An 18,845-nucleotide genomic window follows, 5' to 3' on the forward strand; every position below is an offset into this window, starting at 1 on the left:
GATATGGATCGCCTGCTCAGCGCTTGACCTGCTCCGCCTTGCCTCCGCCGCCCGCTCCAGCCTTGAAGGCGAGCGCCGAGAGCCGGTTGTAGTCGCCCGGCGCCAGCTGCTCCAGCAAAAGCTCCTTCACTTCCTGTTTCTCGTCCTTGCTGAGTCCTCCCTTGGCCAATTCCTTGAGGACCGTGATTTCCTTGCTTCCCAGGCTTCCCGTCAATATACGGAGCACTTCCGCCTTCTCCGATAGGGACAGCTTCTTCCCTGCTTGCCTGGCCTCTTCCACCGACAGTCCCCCTCCCCGCTCTTCCGGCGCGCCGGATGAAGCCTTTCCGGCCGCTGAAGCCGCATCCGCTTGCGCTTCCGGATCAGCGGGAGGACCGGAATGTCCGGCCGATGATTCGTCCGTCGTGACGCCTTGATGTCCGGCATTGACAGGCTCGGCTCCGGAGTGAGGCGGGGCGGCCACGGCGCCAGCCCCCTCCTGGATGCCGGCAAGCGGATCAGCCAGCATTCCGAGCGCCTTGTCCCCGGCCCAGCCGATCGAGAAGAAGGCAGCTCCTCCGAGCAATCCGCAAGCGGCCAGCCCGGCCGCGATTCGTCTGGTTCTCATGCCACGCCCTCCTCGTTCGCGATTTCCATGCCGATGCGCAAAACGGCTGTCCGCCGGCAGCTGCCGGCGAAACAACCGTAGAGGCCAATCAGGATTGAAGCTGCTTCAGCGTCCGGTAGAGAATGACGGCGGCCTCGGCTCTTGATGCCGGCTTCGCCGGCTGGAGAACGCCGCCGCTTCCGACGATGCCGAGCTGTGCGGCGAGAGCGACGCCCGGCCGCAAGGAAGCCGCTACCGCTGCCTGGTCTCTGAAGTCGGCCAGCGCCGCATCCGGGTCCGTCAGAGCCGGATAGCCGCCTGCCGCCTGCATCGCCCTCGTCACCATCACAGCCAGCTCCTGCCTGCTGACCGGGGCGTTGGGCGCGAAGCTGTCGCTGCTCCGTCCGTTCGTAATGCCGCTTGCGACGGCAGCAGCCACGTATGGAGCGAACCAGTCGGTCGCCTTCACGTCCTTGAACGCGATATCAGCCGACGATCCTTCCAGATTGAAGGCTCGGACGATCATCTTGGCGATCTCCGCCCTCGTAATCGACCGGGACGGGTCGAACGTGCCGGCAGCTACGCCGGTCATGATTCCTTTGGCGGCAATGCCCTGGATGGACGCTTCCGCCCATTTGACCTTCGCCAAGTCGGAGAACTCCACTTTGTTCTCCACGACGGCATAAACCGCCGCCGAGTCCAGCACATCCGCCTCGTATACCGAGGATACCGTGCCGGACTGGAAATCGACCGCGCGTCCCGCACGGATCCTCACGAGCCCGAGCAGGTCGCTGCCCGCGCTGTCCGCCGATACCGGCAAGGAGAGCCGGAGCGGCTTGGCGGCCGCTGCGGAAGCCTGTCCATTCTGGCGGACCTTGAACGAATATCCGCCCGAGGCGAGCGGAAGATGGGTCGCCTTCCGGACTTCGCTGTCAGCCTCGTGGGTCAGGCTGATATGGAGGTCGCCGCTGTGCCCGTCTACGGGAACGGACACTTGCGCGCCTCCGCCGGCCAGTCCGATGTACTGGATGCCGGATGTCTGCGCAGCGGTCAATGCTTCCTGGGGAACTTCCAGCGACCAGCTGCTGCCTGCCGATCCGGCATCGAGCTGGACGCTGACGCGCAGCTTCTGGGCCAGGCCGGAGCCGGATCCATCCAGTCCGTCCAGCGCGCTCTTGACCGAAACCGCCGCTTCGGACACGGCCGCAAGGCTGGACAGGGCATCGGCGGAATCCCACTTGATGCCGGATAGGCCGGCCGAGTCCGGCTCCTGCGCCGTCAGATTGATCTTGGCGATCGCATCCAGCGCTTCCTGGGCAGCCTTGAACGCCTCGCGGATGAGCGCGATCCGCTGCGCCGGCGTCGGAGAAGCGGCCAGCTCCCTGCGGATCGCCTCGATCCGGGCGATATAGTGCTCGACGATCGAGCGGATCCGCTCGGCGATGCTTCCCGGACCGGCGTTACCCGATTCGGAGCCGGATCCGCTGCCGCTGCCCGGCGTTCCTCCGCCCGGGAAGCCTCCTCCCGGAAAGCCCGGGAATCCAGGGAAGCCTCCGCCGGTTCCAGGATCCGGCGTCGGCGTCGGAACCGGTGTCGGACTGGCTCCAGGATCCGGGCTTGGGCTTGGGCTCGTTCCCGGGCCCGGCGTCGGGCTTGCTCCAGGATCCGGGCTTGGGCTCGTTCCCGGGCCCGGCGTCGGGCTTGCCCCTGGATCCGGGCTCGTTCCCGGCGTCGGACTAGCTCCAGGATCCGGACTCGGACTCGGCGTCGCCCCCGATTCCCCCGTCAGCGTAATTCTTTTCTCGAACACGACCTTCTCCGGTCCGCCGTAAGGATTGATCAGCTTCGCCTGAAGAAGCGCGCTTCCCGCAGCCGAGTCGTCCGGAATGGTGACCAGCCCGTTCACGAAAACCCGCACATCGGCATCGCCTTCGATTTTATACCAGCGGATCGCTCCCTCCGGAGCGGCGATGCCGTTCAGCAGCAGCGAATACTGATGCATGCGCCCGCCATTGCCGACCTTGACGAGCTCAGAGCTCGTCATCCTCATGAGCGCGACGAGCAGCGCCGTTCCCGCAGGCTTTTCCAGCTGCAGCCGCTCCTGGGCATTGCCCAGCACCTTCACCAGATCCGCGCCCGTAATGCCGTAGGCCTGCAGCATGCGGCTGAACGCATAGTCGCCCGTACGGCCGAGCATGTCCGTCAGCACCCGGAGCATGAGCTCGTTGCGCTTCTCCGGCATGAACAGCAGCTGCATCAGCTCAGGCTGGCTCAGGCGGGACACGAACTCCCGGATCGTGCCCTCGACGCCGCGCTTGTCCGCGCCGTTCCCATACATGAATTCGACCACCTCGTCCATCGTGAGGTCGTCGACTCCGCCTGCGCGGACGATGGGCGCGAGCGCACGGCGGTAATCCGCATTGGAGCGGATCGCCTGAAGATCGGATGCCTGCGGCGCGTACAGCAGCGCTATCGTATCCCGCATGAGCAGGAACAGATTGCTCTTGATGAATTCCAGATCCTCGGTCGCCGCCAGCTTCGGCTGGATCTTGTCCCATACCGGAGCCGCAATGGCGAACTCCGCCGCAGGATCGAGGGAGCGAAGCTCCTCGCGGAAATTCAGCACATCCCGGTAATCGGCCGGATCTCCGGCCAGAAGAGCGGCGTGAAGCGCATACAACTGGGCCAGCGCCTGGTCGATCGTGCCGGGCTGCGGCAGGCTGCCGGCCGCATAGGCATGGCCGATCAGCCCGGCATGGGTTGCCGGACGTGGGGGAACAGCCGCAGCAGCGCCTGACGCCAGGACGGCGGCCAGTGTGGACAACGTCATTTTTCTTTTCCATGTCATTGCATCTTCACCTCTTGGAATAGTTTTCTCCATCGCTTGTTCTCCGTTGGACGATACGTACGGGTGGCAGCGGAGAGCGCCCGGAAAGGATGGCTATGCCGCCTACCGGTCCGTCCCGCAGCTTCGCCCGCCCGGGCTTGCCTGGGCGGGCTTGAAGAGATCAGTAGCTCAGCTCGGGAACCGGGTCCTTCACGCCGCGGGTCATGCCGGGGCGTCCGACCGAGTAGTACACGAAGTCCGTGCCTGCGAGATCCTGCTCGCGGAAAGCATTGCGGCCGTCGATCAGCACCGGCTGGCGGAGCATCGCGCGAAGCTCGGCAAGGTCGATGGAGACGAACTCCTCCCATTCCGTGAGCAGGCAGACCGCATCGGCTCCAGCGGCGGCTTCCAGCGCGCCGGAGCACCACTCCACCCTTCCCGCTCCGCCGCCGAAGTGGCTGCGGAAGTTGTCCATCGCGATGGGATCGTAGGCCCGGACCTGGACTCCCCGATCCAGCAGCTCCCCGATGATTTCCTGGGCAGGAGCTTCCCTCACGTCATCGGTTTCAGGCTTGAACGCAAGCCCCCATACCGCGATCGTCCGTCCTTCCAGGTCGCCGAAGATCGCTTCGAGCTTGCGCACGATATTGAAGCGCTGGTCCTGGTTCACCTCGACGACGGAACGCAGCAGCTTGAACTCGTAGTCGAAATGCCCTGCGATCTGGATCAGCGCCTGCGTGTCCTTGGGGAAGCAGGAGCCTCCGTAGCCGATTCCCGCCTTCAGGAACGAGGAGCCGATCCGCTTGTCGTAGCCCATGCCTTCGGCGACTCTCGTCACATCCGCTCCGACTTTCTCGCAGATGTTCGCAATCTCGTTGATGAAGGAGATCTTGGTCGCCAGAAACGCATTGGAGGCGTACTTGATCATTTCGGCGCTGCGGATGTCCGTCACGACAAAAGCGCCCCCGAGTCCGCCGTGCAGCTCCCGCAGCAGAGCTTCCGCACGCGGGGAATCCGTACCGACGACGATCCGGTCCGGATGCATCGTATCCGGAACGGCGGAGCCCTCGCGCAGGAACTCCGGCAGCGAGACGCTGTCGAACGGGCATTCGGTGCGGCTGCGGATCAGGTCCCGAACCTTTTCATTCGTCCCGACGGGCACTGTGCTTTTGATGGCCACGACGGGGTAGCCTTCCATCGCGTCGGCGATCTCCTTGGCAGCCAGCTCGATGTAGGCGAGGTTCGCTTCGCCTCCCGGCAGCGGCGGCGTTCCGACAGCGATGACGATGAGGTCGGCGCCTTTGACTCCCGCATCCAGGCTGGAGGTGAAGCTCAGCCGGCCAAGCTCCGCGTTGCGGACGGACAGCTCCTGAAGCCCCGGCTCATAGATGGGAATATCTCCGTTTTGCAAAGTGGCGATTTTCAGAGGATCCTTGTCCACGCAAATGACGGAATGCCCGAGCTCCGCATAGCAGACCCCCGACACCAGCCCGACATATCCTGTCCCTACTACCGTAATCTTCATGGCTTCCACTCCCGTTATGCGAAATTTGGCGTTCAGCGTTGCGATTCGATCATCTCCCCGAAAGGAGCCTGGACGGATCTCCCTTCTTCTTGGACGGCTCCCGTCAAAGCCCAGCCCAGCAGGCGGGCCGCGATGAGCCCCGCCTCGTCCGGACGGCCTGCCGCGGCAGGCGGGCCGGAGAAGGCGGCCGCCTCCAGCCAATGCAGCAGCCGGCCGCCGAGATCCGGCCGCATGAGCTGATCCTCGCTCATCGCCAGATGGGGGTGAAGCCCGGCCAGCGCCTCCATCGTGCAGCGGTCTTCGCGGAACAGCGGCCTCTCCAGCAGCACCAGCGGCTTGCCGAAGGCGACCGCTTCCGCCACGGTGCCCCATCCCGGCTTGGTCAGCACCAAGTCGCTCGCGGCGACATAGAGCTGGGATTCCGTCGCCTCGGCCGGAATCCGCACGACCGGCCCCGAGCCTTCGGGCAGCTCCATCGTCGAAGACACGATGGGCAGCCATCTCCGGTCGCTCAGCAGCGGCAGGCTTTGCAGCAGATCGACCTTGCCCGTGTCCCTGCCCGGGAACAAGCAGACCAGCTTACGCTCGCCGCCCGGATCCAGGCGCTTCCTCAGCTGGGCCGTCTCGGCGGCTCCCGCCTCCCGGGAGAAGAATCCGGCATGGATGCTCGGCTCTGCGGCCCACGCCGGCTCGCGCGCTCCGGGAAGGGCGATGAACCGGTCCATGTCGAGGTATGCTTTGGCAAGAGGAGCCAGCAGCTCCGCAGGCAGCATGTCCTGATAGGCGGTGTACCAGGTGAAATTAGAAATGCCTGCGGAGGGAATGCCGGCCTTGGCGGCGGCGGGGAACGCCTCGGGGACGATATCCGAGACGACCAGCCGGATGCCCGCTCCTCCCAGCCATGCGGCTTCTTTCCGGATCTGGGGGGGCATTTTGCCGGCATACGCGATGTAGGCCTGCCGCAGCAGCCCGATATCCGCCTGCCAGGTGCCCTGCCTCAGGGAGTAGCCCGGACCCGAGTCCATGTAGCGCAGCTGAAGTCGATGTCCGCGGCAGCCCGCCGCTTCGAACTCCGCCTGGAGCGACTGCTCCAGAAAAGGAAGCGCGCGGCCGCTGACCAGATGGAGATTCAGCGGCAGGCCATGCTCCGAGGCTTGCCGCAGCATCGCCCTGATCACCGCGATGCTGCGGGCGGCATGACCGTATCCGTAATCCGAAATGTAATAGGCGATCTTCACGGCCATGCCGCATCCTCCTTCCGGCCTCTGCCGGCTGGCCGGCCGGAGGTGCTTCCTTCCGGCGGCCTCGCCGAACTACGCTCTCATGCAGTTCTGCTGGATTTCCTCCCAGCTGCTGTACAGCTCCATGATGTAGTTCTCCTGCTCATGGCGGCCGGTCTGGACCGAGATGAATTCGAGATCGCTCGTGGCGCGGATGCCATGCAGCGTCTTCATCGGGATATGCAGCACATTCCCTGCCTTCACCTGCATGTAGGTGCCGTTGCAGATGAACTCTCCCTCGCCCTTGACGATCGTCCATACTTCCTCCCGATGCTGATGCAGCCGGTACCCGATGCTCTGGCTGCTGCCGATGCCGACGCGCTTGGTCAGCACGCAGGTTCCGTCTGCATACAGGCTGTCGTCGAGAACCCGGACCCAGCCCCAGCGGCGTTCCTCGTACATGGGCCGCTGATCGTGGCCGATGAATTCCTTCAGCCTCGTGCTGGCTCCTTTTTCGGTGACGAGAATGCCGTCCGGGCTGGCGGCGACGACGATGTTCGAGAGGCCGAGCACGGTGACGGGAATGTCCGTTTCATTGATCAGATGCGTATTCACGCAGTCTCCGCTGACGATGCCGCGCCCCATCTTGGGATCCCGCATCTCCTCGGTCAGCGTGTTCCAGGTGCCGAGATCCTTCCAGTAGCCGTCGTAGGCGACCGCCGCGATGTTGCGCGCCCGCTCCACGACCTCATAATCGAAGCTGATGCTCTCGAGGCTGGAGTATTCCTGGGCGAGCTGGTCGTAGACGAGCGGAATGCCCTTGGATTCCATGATGGCGAGCATATAGTCCAGCCGGAATGCGAAGACGCCGCAGTTCCAGAGGGCACCCTGCTCCATGAGGCCGGCCGCCGCTTCTACGGATGGCTTCTCGCGGAAGCCGCCCACGCGGAACGATTCGTCTCCCGGCGAAGCCGGCTGCTCCGGCACGATGTAGCCGTATTTCTCGGACGGATAGCTCGGCTTCACCCCGATCAGAGCGAGGTCCGCGCCTGTGTTCCTGAGCACGCCGTCCAGGCTGGCCACCGTCTCGAAGAACCTCTCCTCGACATAAGGATCGACCGGCAGAACCGCTACCGTCTCGTCCAGGCCTACTCCCTCGACGGAGAACAGGTATGCGGCCGCGAGAGCGATCGCGGGGAACGTGTCCCTGCGGGCCGGCTCGACGATCATCGGCACATCCGGTCCGAGCTGGCTGCGGATGAGCTCCGTCTGGCTGCTGCCGGTGGCGATATAACCGGAGCCGCCGAAGCCGGCCGCCTCGATCTGCCCCCATACGCGCTGGACCATGGAAACTCGCGAGCCCTCCTCATCTTCCAGAACCTTCAGGAACTGCTTGGATCTCAGATCGTTGGAAAGCGGCCACAGCCGCTTGCCGGAGCCTCCGGACAAAAGAACGAGCTTCATCGTAATCCTCCACCTTTCTCCTGTTGCGGCCATGCCGCTGAATGACTTGCGCCTGTCGGTGCATGCTCTTGCTGCCGGCTTGAAGCCGCTTGCCCGCGGCCGGATCTCAGCGTCCCGCCGGCTCCGCCCGGCTCGCCGCTCCGCTCTCGGCCGTCGTCCGCCGCAGCTCGGCGAGCGGGGCCGGAGCGACGCGGACCCGGCGCCCGCGCCGTCCGCCGCTGCCATACAGCGAGAGCAGCAGCTGCCGGTACTTCTCCAGCGAGAGGCTGCGCCGCAGATGGCGCTCGAGGTAAGCTCTTCCGGCGAGCCCTCGCCTCGACAGCTCCCCGCGTCCCATCGCGTACAGCTCCGTGAGCTGGCGCGCCGCATCTCCGTAACGCTGCGGCTCCGACGAGCTGCCGCACCCGCTTTCCATAATCAGGCGATGGGCTTCGCTGCCTTCCTCCAGGACGCCCATGACTGCTTTTCCCGCAGCCATGACGCCGTAGATCTTGCTCGGAACGGACACGCCCTTGATGCCCTTCTGATTGACGACCAGATGCACGTCGGCCGCGTTCAGCGAGTAGCGGAGCCTGTCCTTCGGCTGATAAGGGAGGAAGAGCACGTTGTCGAGCCCATGCTCCGCGACGAACTGCTCCATGAGCGGCTTGACCGCTCCCTCTCCGATGAACACGAACATCAGGTCCGACATCTGCCGGAATTGCGGCGCGATGCGGATCAGATTCTCAAGGTCGTAGTAGAGGCCCAGGTTGCCGGAGTACATGACGACGAATTTGTCCTCCAGTCCGTGCTCCCGCAGGAATGCGGCCACGCCGGGATCGTCCCGCCGCAGAGGTACGATGTCCTGCTCGTCCGTCCAGTTGTTGATGACGGTATGCGCCGGCACCCGGCGTCCGGCAAACCGGCGCTCCAGCGTCTCCTTCATGTCCTGTCCGACCGTAATGATGTGATCCGACAGGCGGCAGTTCAGCTTGTCGAGCTCCAGCGCGGTCCGGTGGATCAGCGGATGGTTCATGAAGCCGACCGCCTGCGCCTGCTCGGGATTGAAGTCCTGGATGTTGTAGATATGCTTGGCCCGCTTGACCAGCTTGCCGATAGTGCCGATCAGCCCGCCCAGAACGGGAGGCTGCGAGATCGTATAGATGAAGTCGACCTTGCGCTGGCGCAGCAGCAGCCGTACCGCATGGAAGAAATAGGAGGCGATGTACTTGAGGCGGCTTGCCTTGCTGCGCTTGTCCACCTCCGGCAGGCGGATCCGCAGGATGGTGATGTTCTCCAGCCGGTCCTCGGCGAAGCGGGCCGCCTTGGCGTCCTTCTTCTCGCCGGCGTAGCCCGGCTGCTGCGCGATGACCGTAATGTCGAAGTCATGCTGCAGATGCAGGCACAGCTCCGTCAGCAGCTGGCCGGTCGAGGCATAGTCGGGATAAAAGTAATTGATGACGAAAACGATGCGCGGCTTGCTCACTTTCTCCAGGCCTCCTTTCTTGCGGGCTGGCCGGCGCTGCGGCCGGACTCCCTGTTCCCTCTGTCCGGCTATCCGGCGCTTCTGCCCGCATGACCGCTATGTCTCGGCGGCAGCCCGCTGTCGGCGACGGCCGCGCTGCCCCCAGCGTTGTCCGCAGCTTCCTCCGCGAATCGGCGCTTCACGAATGCGGCCGGCGTGCCGGCATGCACCTCTCCGTCCGGAATGCTCCGGGTTACGGTGCTGCGGGCCGCGGCGACCGCCATCGTGCCGACCGTGACGCCGGGATAGACGAAGACGTCGCTGGCGATCCAGGCTCCGTCGCGGATGACGACCGGCTTGGTGATGAGGCCGAAGCTCGTATCCCCGATGTCATGCGAGCCGGTGCACAGATAGCTGCGCTGCGAGACGACGCAGTGGCTGCCGACCTTGATTTCATCGAGGCTGTAGAACTCGGCGTCGTCGCCGACCCAGGAGCAGTCTCCGATGCTGATCTTCCACGGATAGGTGAAGCGGGCCGTGGAGCGGATCTGGACGCCGCTGCCGATGCGGGCTCCGAACAGGCGGAGCAGGAACCTTCTCCAGCCGTACATCGGATGCAGCGAATAGCGGAACAGGCTTCCCTGCACGAGCCACCAGAGCAGCACGACGGGACCGCTGCGGCCCCGGGAGTACCCGTCCTGGTTGTACCGATCCAGGCGGATGCGGTTCATCTCGTCATCTCCAGAGCGGCGCCGGCAGAGCGTTCTGCCTGTTGCCGTCCGCTCTTGCCGATCAGCTGCCGGTATTCCTGCTCCAATTGCGCGCCAACCTGGCTCCACTCGTAATATTTCTCCACGAGCTGCTTGCCCTGACGGCCCATTTCGGCTCCAAGCTCCGGATGGCTCAAAATTTCCGATACCGCCTCCGCTACCTTCCCCGGATCGCATGGAACGGCGCGTCCGGCGCCTTCCTGCACGACCTCGCGCCAAATGTTGACCTTGTCCGAGATGACGACCGGCACTTCGCAGGCCATCGCCTCTACAACCGCGATGCCGAAATTCTCCGTATAAGAAGGGAGGATGAAGACATCCGCATCCCGGAGCACGGCAAGCTTGTCCCTGCCGGTCAGCATCCCCGTGAAGATGACGAAGTCGCTTAAGTCCGCCTTGGCCAGCCATTCCTTGACCTTCTGGCCATAGTTCTCGTCGTCCGGGCCTGTCACCACAAGCACCGTATCCGGATGGCGACGATGGATTTCGCGGAAGGCTTCGACCAGGATGTCGAGACCCTTCTTGAAGTTGATGCGGCTGAAGAACAGAAGCATCCTCTTGCCGTCGAGCAGGCGGTAGCCGCGGCGGAAGGATCCCTTCATCGGAAGGTCCGCGTATTCGGAGGTGTTGACGCCGTTCGGAACGACGAAGCCGGAGCTGCCATGGACATAAGGCTTGGCAAGCACCAGCTCCTCCTCCGTCGTGTAGTGGAGGGCGTCGGCGAGTCTGATGTTGCGGTTCTCGAACAGCGTCTCCATGATCCGCTTGCGGCCGCGGTGCCTGGCATACATGACCGGATCGAGCGTGCCGTGCGGCCGCACGATGTAAGGCACGCCGTGCTTGCGGGCGAAATGCCCTGCGGCCATGCCGTGGAACAGGTACAGCGAATGGATATGGACGATGTCGAACTTCGGAATTTCCTTGTTCAACGCAAGCGCCATCGCCGGTGAGGTTCTCCAGAATTTTGGCTGGATGACCGGGAAATAGCGTATCGTCACCCCGTTTTTAACGACCGGCGTATCCACGGGCACGTCAAGGACGCCGTCGCCGTCCTGGTTGGTGGTGAAGATCGTCACTTCATGTCCTTTGGCCGCCAGCACAGCGGCCATCTCCAGCCCGGCCTTGGCCGGCCCTCCGTAACGGGGGGCCAGATTTGCGATGACATGCAGGATTTTCATCTTTGCTTCCCCCTTTTCAATGAATGGAGCCCGACAGCCTTCCCGTATTCCGGCCTTGGCGTGGAATCGCAGGCTTGCCCAGCCGGTCCAGGATATCGTGGAGCCGGGCGGTGTAATTGCCGAACGAGAAGTAACCGAGCTCCTCCGGAACCTCGCCCTTTGGCTTGCTCAGCAGCCGCCGGATGCCCAGCTCCACTTCGGATGGAACCGAAGGATCCACCAGGATGCCCAGCTTGCCCCGCATGAGCGCCTCGCTGCTGCCGTCGGCCTTGCTCGCCAGCACGGGAATGCCGCAGGCCATCGCCTCCAGCAGCACGATGCCGAAGCCTTCGCCGTGGCTTGGCATTGCAAAGCCGTCGGCCAGGCGGTAGTGATCCGCCTTTTCTTCCTCCTTGATCATGCCTGTGAACACGACGGCTTCCTCCAGGCCGAGGCTGGCCGCCTTCTGCTCCAGCCGGCCGCGGTCGGCGCCGTCTCCCACGATGAGATATTTCAGCGAGGGCTCGTCGCGCAGCAGGGAAGGCATCGCCTCAAGCACTTCGTCGAAGCCCTTGCGGCGCTGCTCGCCTGCGAGCCGCCCGAGCGTCATCAAGATGCGATCGGACCGTTGCAGTCCGTATCGGCCGAGAAGCCCCTCCGGGGCCGGTCCAGGCACGAACAGCCCCGGCTCGAAGGAGTTCGGAAGCACGAACGAGGGTACGCTCTCCAGGCCTGCCCAGCCTTGGAAGCGATCCAGCGTCAGCTTGCTCACCGCAATGACCGCATCGACCTGGCGCAGCGAATAGCTTGTTCCCTTGCGGGTAACGGGATCCCATGCGTCGATCCCATGAATGACAAGGGCGAGCTTGGCGCCCGTCAGCTTTTTGGCCAGGACGGCGAACGGCAGCAGATTGATATGGCCGCATACGATGAGATCGCTCTTCCGCGCCCGGCCAAGGACGGAGCGCAGCACGGCGCTCAGATAACGCCCCTTTCCTCCGAGCCCGTCCGTGACGTAGCTCAGGTTGGACGGAATCGGCTCCGGCGGGAACGGCATCAGCCGCGGAATCGCGGTCGCCTCCCTCAGTCCCGGATACGAGCTGAGCGAGGTCAGCAGATCCCGGTTGAACTTGGCGATGCCGCCATGTCCCCCGTATGCGTCGGACAGCAGCACAAGCGGCTTCATGTAAGACTCTCCTTCATCCGTCCGCTGGAGAGCAGGCTTTCCGTCCCGGAGGACGGCTCCTCTTTCGCGGCGGCTTGTTGATTCCGGCGGGCCAATACGGCCGCCGACAGGGCGAGCAGGAACAAATACACGAACTGCTCCAGGATGTTGGTCGAAATGCACAACACGACATTGACGACGAGAAGCACATACAGCTGCATCGATTGGCCTTTCAGCCTGCGGAGCACGGCTGGCGCTGCCGCGATCGCAGCGGCAGCCAGCATGCACAGGACGAACAAGCCGTACTGGGTCAGAATGGAGTTGATCGTTCCATCCATGATTTTGTGCTCCAGATCCACGTCAAGCTGCTTGTTGAGGTTAACGCCGCTGTTGGTGCCGTAGCCGATGCCGTCTCCGAACAGCACGACGGAAAGCGGGTTGTCTGTGAAAAAGCCCGTGACCATGTCGATTCTGCCTCCCTTGACCTGAGCCTCCACGATACTGCCGCGGTCCGCCATCAGCGTCGCGGCCTGTATGCCCGCCATGAGCACCAGCATGGAGAAGCAGACGACAGCCGGCATAAGCAGGCTTTTTCCCGGAAGCTTGCGGCCGCCGAACGCTTTCTCCACCAGCAGGAAAAACAGGATGAGGAAGCAGCCGATAATGGCCGAGCGCGTTCCCGAAATGCCGGCGATGCCCAGGCAGAGCAGCTGCAGCAGCGGAGACAGGCGAAGCATGGTTCTGTCGAGCTGTCCCCTCGCGGAATAGAGGAGAATGGAGCTGCCAAGCGCCATATAACCCGAGATCGATATGCCGCCGAAGGTTCCGATCAGACGCAGGGAGAACGGATTAACGACGCCGAACCTTCCCGTGAACAATACATACTGGGCGACAAGAACCGCGAACTCGATGACGAGCAGCCATGCAACGCAGCGGCATAGCCTGCGCACGAATGCGGGACGGCCCGCGTAAGCCGCTGCCTTCAAGCAAAACACGATCAGCAGCAGCGACCTCCCTCCCGCAGCGACCTGGTACACATTGAGGCCGGCCTCCCGGAAGACGAGAACGCAAGTGCCGTAAGCGAGCAGCAGCAGTACAGGCAAATACCATTTGGCAAGCCGATAACGCTCTCCCTTCCGGGCATCCAGGGCGAAGAACGCAGCGGTCATCAGGACCAGAATGACGTCCTTGAAGTACCGGATGTTCAATCCGAACAGCGGCTCGTTGATGGAGAATTTGGCGTAGGAGATTCTGGCGTTCAGAATGTCGTTCAGCGCCTCGGGCAGATAAGCCATCGCAGCGAAAATCAGGTACAGCAGGATGCCCCTCTCCATCCACTTGCGTTCCGCCGGCTCCGGAACCCCGCCTTCCAGGACGGCGCCGGAACCGGCGGCCGCCGGTTGCCTCGTCTTCATGGCAGCCCCTAAGCGTTCACGCTCATGGCATGAAGGTACGCGTTCTCCAGGCCGACCCGCTTGAGGTCCTCATCCACCATCATGGTGATGAGCTGCTTGAAGCCGACCTCCAGCTCCCAGCCGAGCTTCTCCTTCGCCTTCGTGCAGTCGCCGAGCAGCAGGTCGACTTCTGCCGGACGCTCGAATTCGGGATCGATGACGACATAGTCCCGGTAGTCCAGGCCGACATGGGAGAAGGCGACTTCCAGCAGCTCCCGCACCGAGTGCATCTCGCCGGTAGAGATGACGAAATCATCCGGCTCGTCCTGCTGCAGCATCAGCCACATCGCCTTGACGTAGTCGCCGGCAAAGCCCCAGTCGCGGAGCGAATCCAGGTTGCCCATCCGCAGCTCGGCCGCCAGGCCCAGCTTGATGCGGGCAACGCCGTCCGACACTTTGCGGGTGACGAACTCCACGCCGCGGCGCGGCGACTCGTGGTTGAAGAGAATCCCGGAGCAGGCGAACATGCCGAAGCTTTCGCGGTAGTTCACGGTGATCCAGTGGCCGTACACCTTGGCCACCCCATATGGGCTGCGCGGATAGAACGGCGTCGTCTCCTTCTGCGGCGTCTCGACGACCTTCCCGAACATCTCGCTGCTGGACGCCTGGTAGAACCGGGCCGACGGCTTCACGATGCGGACCGCCTCCAGCATGTTCGTCACAGCGATCGCGGTCAGATGGGCCGTCGCAAGGGGCTGCGGCCACGATGCGGCCACGAACGATTGCGCCGCCAGGTTGTACACCTCGTCGGGATCGGAAGCCCGCACCGCTTCGATCAGCGAAGCCAGATCCGTCAAGTCGCCCGACAGCCACGTGATGCTGTTCTTGATCCGCTCCACGTTCTCGTAATTGGGCGTGCTCGTGCGGCGGCGCATGCCGTACACCTTGTAGCCCTTGGACAGCAGGAACTCCGCCAGGTACGATCCGTCTTGACCGGTTACTCCTGTAATTAGCGCTCTCTTCATCTTCCGCATCCCCCAATAGGTTGTTAGATTGAGCCGTCCATTCCGGACGGCGACAGTACGGTTCATGCCTGTTCGCACCGCCATGCGCTTCTCTCGCGCTTCTGTGCGGCGGTGATGCTGCTTCCACTCCCGATGTTGAATCAGACTTCCTGGACGCCAGGCTCCCGAGTCCGCGGCGGGCCGTGCGGCTGGGCGCCTCGGCGGTCAGCCCAGCGCCGGCTCCGCTTGGCGGTAAGCGGCATAGACCTTGCGGATGCCTTCCGGCAGCGGCGTTCCCGCCCTCCAGCCGAGGCGGTTGATGCGGCCCGTGTCGACCAGCTTGCGCGGCGTCCCGTCCGGCCGCGAGGAATTGAATGCCAGCCGGCCTTCAAAACCGACGACCGAAGCGATCATCTCCGCCAGCTCGCGGATGCTGATGTCGTCCCCGACGCCGACGTTCACGATGTCGTCGCCTTCGTAATTCTCCATCAGGAAGATGCAGGCGTCGGCGAGATCGTCCGAATGGAGGAATTCCCGGCGCGGCGTACCCGTTCCCCAGATCTCCACCTCCGCAGAGCCCGTCTCCTTCGCCTCATGGATTTTGCGCAGCAAGGCCGGGAGCACATGCGACGTTTCGAGGTCGAAGTTGTCGTTCGGCCCGTACAGATTGGTCGGCATCGCGGAAATGAATTTCGTGCCGTACTGGCGGTTGTACGCCTGGCACATCTTGATGCCGGCGATCTTGGCGATCGCGTAAGCCTCGTTCGTCGGCTCCAGATCGCCGCGCAGCAGGCTGTCCTCCTGAAGCGGCTGAGGCGCCAGCTTCGGATAGATGCAGGTCGAGCCGAGGAACAGCAGCTTCTTGATGCCATGCCGGCGCGAAGCCTCGATGACATTCGTCTGGATCATCAGGTTGTCGCGGATGAAGTCCCCGCAAAAATCGTTGTTGGCGACGATGCCGCCGACCTTGGCAGCGGCGAGAAACACATACTCGATCGCCTGGCTGCCGAAGAAGGCTTCCACTTGAATCGGATCGCGGAGATCGAGCTCGCGGCTCGTGCGGCCGATCAGATTGCGGTAGCCCTTCGCTTCCAGCGCCCGCCAGATGGCGGATCCCGCCAGGCCGCGATGGCCCGCTACGTATATCGCTGCTTGCTTGTCCATATCCGTTCTCCTCCAGTAGGGGTTGTTTAGAAAGCGTCCTTGCTGCCCGCCAGCACCTTCACCGTCCGCAGCAGAATCCGGAAATCCATGCCGAGAGAGCGTTCCCGCACATAGCGCAGGTCCAGCTCCACCATCTGCTCGAAGCTCAGGCTGCTGCGTCCGCTGACCTGCCACAAGCCGGTGCAGCCGGGCGTGACGTCCAGGCGCTGCCGGTCATACGGCGTGTATTCCGCCACCTCGCGCGGCAGCGGCGGCCTTGGGCCGACGAGGGACATGTTCCCGAGCAGCACGTTCACCAGCTGGGGAAGCTCGTCGATGCTCGTCTTGCGGATGAAGCGGCCGACGCGGGTGACGCGGGGATCGTTCTTCATCTTGAACATCGCCCCCTGCACCTCGTTCTGCGCCATCAGCTCCTTCAGCTTCTCTTCCGCATTCGATACCATGGAGCGGAACTTGTACATGCGGAACGGCTTGCCGTCCTTGCCGACGCGGGTCTGGTAGAAGAACACCGTGCCGCGGGGATCCTCCAGTTTGATCAGCAGCCCGATCAGGACGAATACCGGGCTCAGCAGCAGCAGGCCGGCCAGCGAGCAGCCGATGTCGACCGACCGCTTAAGCTGCTCGTAGATCGCCAGCTGCCGCGCTTGCGCCGGACAGCCCCCGCCGACCGCTTCCTCGCTTCTGTCGTGAAATGCCAAGTGAAATCATCCTCCGCTCATTTGGATTAAGGCTGCCGAAGACGCTTCTAGTTGGCCAGGGTTTCCGCCGACAGCTCGGCTCCAGGCACCCGATTCGTCCAGGCATTGTAATAGCTCGTATTTTTGCCGTAGGAATTGTCGAGCAGGACGCTCGGCTTGTCCATCAGGCAGGCGAGAATATGGCCGTGCAGCCTTGAAGTGACTATGCTGCCGTAGGCGCCGAATTCGCGGATCGCCTTGTTCACGAGGAACTGGGAGTACCGGTACCAGATCCGCTGCAGCGGCCCCCGCGCTCCAGGAAGCCGATAGAGCTTCATCATGACGACAAGCGCCTTGCGCTCTGCCGCCGTATAGAGGCTTGTCCAGTCTTTGGCCGCGCTGCTTGCTCCTCCCGACCGCTCAAGCCGCTCCTGATGAGGCGTCTTCTCGATGTCGTTCCGGAGAAAGAACAGCGTCTCGCCCGCCAGAGGCGAGGATGAGGCGATCGGATACAGCTGGTGGGCCATGTCCGGGGACATGAACACCTTGATGTTTTTGAACTTCTTGCGGGCCATCTCGTAGCTGAGCGTGTCCCGCACGTACAGATGCAGGTCCCGGTGCCGGTTGAACACGGCCGCGGTCCGGCCGAAGTTCAGCTCGCTCTTGTAGAAGATCGTCTGCGGCAGCATGACGATCCGATGTCCCGGGTACTGCTCCACGATCTTTTCCCGCAGCAGCTGATGCTTCGTATAGAGATCCCCGAAGTTGCCTCCTCCGTGCAGCACGAGGATGCAGCTCGGCGGAACCTTGAGCCCGTCCGGGAAGTCCAGCACGCTGTAGCGGGCGCGGACGCGGATGCCGTAAGCCTTGAAGAACGCCTCGGTGCCCTTCATGATGAGGATGTCCCCGCCGTTGCTGTGCACGGGATAGTCGATATAGATGATTTCAGAGCCTTTTGGAATGCTTCTCGTAATAAGCGAGAGGCGCTCCTTCAGCTGCTCCATCGAATAGGATTCAAGCTTGTTCATGCCTTTCTCGTTCCTCCTCCGGCGGCCGCAGCCGCCATTCTTCTTGACTGGATCCGGTTCAGGAGGAACCGGAAGTCCTCGCGGTCGTACAGGATGCGGCGCAGAGGAACGCCGAACAGCAGCCGCATCGAGGCGATGGACACCGCCATGCGGATCAGCGCTCCGCAGAGCAGCGCCAGCGCAAGTCCCTCAAGCCCCATCAGCGGCGTCAGGACGAAGAACAGCGCCACCGTTGCCGCAAGAGCGATGATCTGGCGGATCAGCACCATCCCGGGACGCCCCATCGCATTGAAAGCCGAGGCGAGAATCCACGATCCCCCGCCGATGATGCATTCGATCGACAGCAGATAGAACGTTCCGCTCGCTTCCAGGAATACAGGGCCGAATACAAGCCCGATCAGCCTGCTTCCGATCAGCATCGCGGGCACGACTGCTGCCAGCATCAGCAGCATCGACAGCCGGAACGCCCGGCTGACGGTGGAGATGACCGCTTCCCGGCCCTCGCCCGTTACTTTGGGAAACACAACGCTCGTAATCGCCGTCTGCACGACGTTGAACATCCGGGAGAGGGCGTATACGACCGAGTACAGCCCGAAATCCCGGGGCGTGAGCAGCGAGAGGATGATGAGCTTGTCGAATTGGCCGTACAGCGTGCCGAGCAGGTCCGTGCCGAACACCCGGCTGCCGTACGACAGCAGCGGAGCGGCGACTTTCCGGTTCCACGCCTGTCTCCAGCTCATCGCGGCGAATTCGCGGCGCATGCCCATCGCAGCCAGCGCGATGACGGCCGCCGTCGTGACGAGATAGACGATGACGGCCGAAGGCACCGTCAGCCTGCCTGCCGCCCACAGGACGGCCAGCCCGGCCAGATTGAGCAGCGGCACATACAGCCGAATGCCGTTGTACACCTGGAAGCGGCCCGCGCTTTGCGCCGCGGCGGCGATCAGATTGACGGCCAGCGCCATCGGCACGGCGATCACCGTGTACAGCCTGGCGGAAGCGACTGCTTCCGGACTGTATCCGTCCATCCAATGGGGAAGGCCGATCCAGGCGACCGCTCCGGTAAGGAGGCTCGCCGGCAGGAGCACCGCCAGGCTGACCGCCAGGCTGCCCGCCATCGATGCGCCCCGCTTGACCTGATAGATCAGCGCCGTCGGCAAGCCGAAACCGGTCAGTCCCGCCAGAAAGGCGGGCCAGAACAGGATGGCGGCCAGCTCCCCTTTCCCCGTCACCCCGAACATCCGGGCGGTCAGGATCGAGGTCAGCGTGCCGAGCAGCATGATCAGCATGTTCGTGCCGCTCGTCCTGGCGATCGTCGCCGCCATTCCGTTGCCTCTCAGCTGGCGCAGCGCCTTGGCCAGCCTTCCGTTCGGGACGGAAGCCTCCTCGGCGATGCCCGCGCTCACAGATCGACGCCTCT

15 protein-coding genes are annotated in these 18,845 nt (G+C 63.5%); all 15 read right to left on the reverse strand.

The window, feature by feature from the left end:
• Positions 1-16 precede the first annotated feature (16 nt).
• The 15 genes from CIC07_RS19675 to CIC07_RS19745 all read right to left on the reverse strand — a co-directional run bounded on the left by CIC07_RS19675 (position 17) and on the right by CIC07_RS19745 (position 18,831).
• The gene (locus CIC07_RS19675) at positions 17-607 is read right to left on the reverse strand and encodes a hypothetical protein (RefSeq protein WP_076353646.1); all 591 of its coding nucleotides are present in this window, start codon (positions 605-607) and stop codon (positions 17-19) included.
• Between the two features lie 88 nt (positions 608-695).
• Positions 696-3,434 carry an S-layer homology domain-containing protein gene (locus CIC07_RS19680; RefSeq protein WP_076353644.1) on the reverse strand — a complete coding sequence of 913 codons (2,739 nt, stop codon included), beginning with the start codon at positions 3,432-3,434 and terminating at the stop codon, positions 696-698.
• A 160-nt stretch (positions 3,435-3,594) separates the two neighbouring features.
• Complete coding sequence (locus tag CIC07_RS19685; protein WP_076353642.1) at positions 3,595-4,938, reverse strand: UDP-glucose dehydrogenase family protein; 1,344 nt, start codon at positions 4,936-4,938, stop codon at positions 3,595-3,597.
• A gap of 32 nt (positions 4,939-4,970) precedes the next feature.
• Positions 4,971-6,182 (reverse strand): glycosyltransferase family protein, encoded by a 1,212-nt coding sequence (locus tag CIC07_RS19690; RefSeq protein ID WP_076353640.1) that lies wholly within the window; start codon positions 6,180-6,182, stop codon positions 4,971-4,973.
• 69 nt (positions 6,183-6,251) lie between these two features.
• Positions 6,252-7,622 (reverse strand): sugar phosphate nucleotidyltransferase, encoded by a 1,371-nt coding sequence (locus tag CIC07_RS19695; protein WP_076353638.1) that lies wholly within the window; start codon positions 7,620-7,622, stop codon positions 6,252-6,254.
• A 106-nt stretch (positions 7,623-7,728) separates the two neighbouring features.
• On the reverse strand, positions 7,729-9,087 hold the full coding sequence (locus tag CIC07_RS19700) for a glycosyltransferase family 4 protein (RefSeq protein WP_076353636.1): 1,359 nt from the start codon (positions 9,085-9,087) through the stop codon (positions 7,729-7,731).
• A 68-nt stretch (positions 9,088-9,155) separates the two neighbouring features.
• Positions 9,156-9,797, reverse strand: a complete 642-nt coding sequence (locus CIC07_RS19705; RefSeq protein ID WP_083687862.1) for a WcaF family extracellular polysaccharide biosynthesis acetyltransferase — start codon at positions 9,795-9,797, stop codon at positions 9,156-9,158.
• Positions 9,794-11,014, reverse strand: a complete 1,221-nt coding sequence (locus tag CIC07_RS19710; RefSeq protein ID WP_076353634.1) for a glycosyltransferase — start codon at positions 11,012-11,014, stop codon at positions 9,794-9,796. Before CIC07_RS19710 ends, CIC07_RS19705 begins: the two co-directional genes overlap by 4 nt.
• A gap of 16 nt (positions 11,015-11,030) precedes the next feature.
• Positions 11,031-12,179, reverse strand: a complete 1,149-nt coding sequence (locus CIC07_RS19715; RefSeq protein WP_076353632.1) for a glycosyltransferase family 4 protein — start codon at positions 12,177-12,179, stop codon at positions 11,031-11,033.
• Positions 12,176-13,573 carry a hypothetical protein gene (locus CIC07_RS19720; RefSeq protein WP_076353630.1) on the reverse strand — a complete coding sequence of 466 codons (1,398 nt, stop codon included), beginning with the start codon at positions 13,571-13,573 and terminating at the stop codon, positions 12,176-12,178. The genes CIC07_RS19715 and CIC07_RS19720 overlap by 4 nt, the downstream gene beginning before the upstream one ends.
• An 8-nt stretch (positions 13,574-13,581) precedes the next feature.
• Positions 13,582-14,577, reverse strand: a complete 996-nt coding sequence (gmd, locus tag CIC07_RS19725; RefSeq protein WP_076353628.1) for a GDP-mannose 4,6-dehydratase — start codon at positions 14,575-14,577, stop codon at positions 13,582-13,584.
• A gap of 204 nt (positions 14,578-14,781) precedes the next feature.
• A complete protein-coding gene (locus tag CIC07_RS19730) occupies positions 14,782-15,720 on the reverse strand; it encodes a GDP-L-fucose synthase family protein (protein ID WP_076353626.1) in 939 nt (312 codons plus the stop codon).
• Positions 15,721-15,746: 26 nt separating this feature from the next.
• Positions 15,747-16,418 (reverse strand): sugar transferase, encoded by a 672-nt coding sequence (locus CIC07_RS19735; protein WP_076353624.1) that lies wholly within the window; start codon positions 16,416-16,418, stop codon positions 15,747-15,749.
• A 47-nt stretch (positions 16,419-16,465) separates the two neighbouring features.
• Positions 16,466-17,425, reverse strand: a complete 960-nt coding sequence (locus CIC07_RS19740; protein WP_076353622.1) for a polysaccharide pyruvyl transferase family protein — start codon at positions 17,423-17,425, stop codon at positions 16,466-16,468.
• On the reverse strand, positions 17,422-18,831 hold the full coding sequence (locus CIC07_RS19745; RefSeq protein ID WP_307721816.1) for an oligosaccharide flippase family protein: 1,410 nt from the start codon (positions 18,829-18,831) through the stop codon (positions 17,422-17,424). Before CIC07_RS19745 ends, CIC07_RS19740 begins: the two co-directional genes overlap by 4 nt.
• Between the last annotated feature and the right edge of the window lie 14 nt (positions 18,832-18,845).

It is taken from the genome of Paenibacillus sp. RUD330, from assembly GCF_002243345.2.
Classification (GTDB): domain Bacteria; phylum Bacillota; class Bacilli; order Paenibacillales; family Paenibacillaceae; genus Paenibacillus_O.

Bases quoted from the DNA above. Each gene is read 5' to 3' on its own strand.
- CIC07_RS19715 (WP_076353632.1), bottom strand. From the start codon at position 12,179: ATGAAGCCGCTTGTGCTGCTGTCCGACGCATACGGGGGACATGGCGGC.
- gmd (WP_076353628.1), bottom strand. From the start codon at position 14,577: ATGAAGAGAGCGCTAATTACAGGAGTAACCGGTCAAGACGGATCGTAC.
- CIC07_RS19730 (WP_076353626.1), bottom strand. From the start codon at position 15,720: ATGGACAAGCAAGCAGCGATATACGTAGCGGGCCATCGCGGCCTGGCG.
- CIC07_RS19720 (WP_076353630.1), bottom strand. From the start codon at position 13,573: ATGAAGACGAGGCAACCGGCGGCCGCCGGTTCCGGCGCCGTCCTGGAA.
- CIC07_RS19680 (WP_076353644.1), bottom strand. From the start codon at position 3,434: ATGACATGGAAAAGAAAAATGACGTTGTCCACACTGGCCGCCGTCCTG.
- CIC07_RS19705 (WP_083687862.1), bottom strand. From the start codon at position 9,797: ATGAACCGCATCCGCCTGGATCGGTACAACCAGGACGGGTACTCCCGG.
- CIC07_RS19740 (WP_076353622.1), bottom strand. From the start codon at position 17,425: ATGAACAAGCTTGAATCCTATTCGATGGAGCAGCTGAAGGAGCGCCTC.
- CIC07_RS19690 (WP_076353640.1), bottom strand. From the start codon at position 6,182: ATGGCCGTGAAGATCGCCTATTACATTTCGGATTACGGATACGGTCAT.
- CIC07_RS19685 (WP_076353642.1), bottom strand. From the start codon at position 4,938: ATGAAGATTACGGTAGTAGGGACAGGATATGTCGGGCTGGTGTCGGGG.
- CIC07_RS19710 (WP_076353634.1), bottom strand. From the start codon at position 11,014: ATGAAAATCCTGCATGTCATCGCAAATCTGGCCCCCCGTTACGGAGGG.
- CIC07_RS19695 (WP_076353638.1), bottom strand. From the start codon at position 7,622: ATGAAGCTCGTTCTTTTGTCCGGAGGCTCCGGCAAGCGGCTGTGGCCG.
- CIC07_RS19675 (WP_076353646.1), bottom strand. From the start codon at position 607: ATGAGAACCAGACGAATCGCGGCCGGGCTGGCCGCTTGCGGATTGCTC.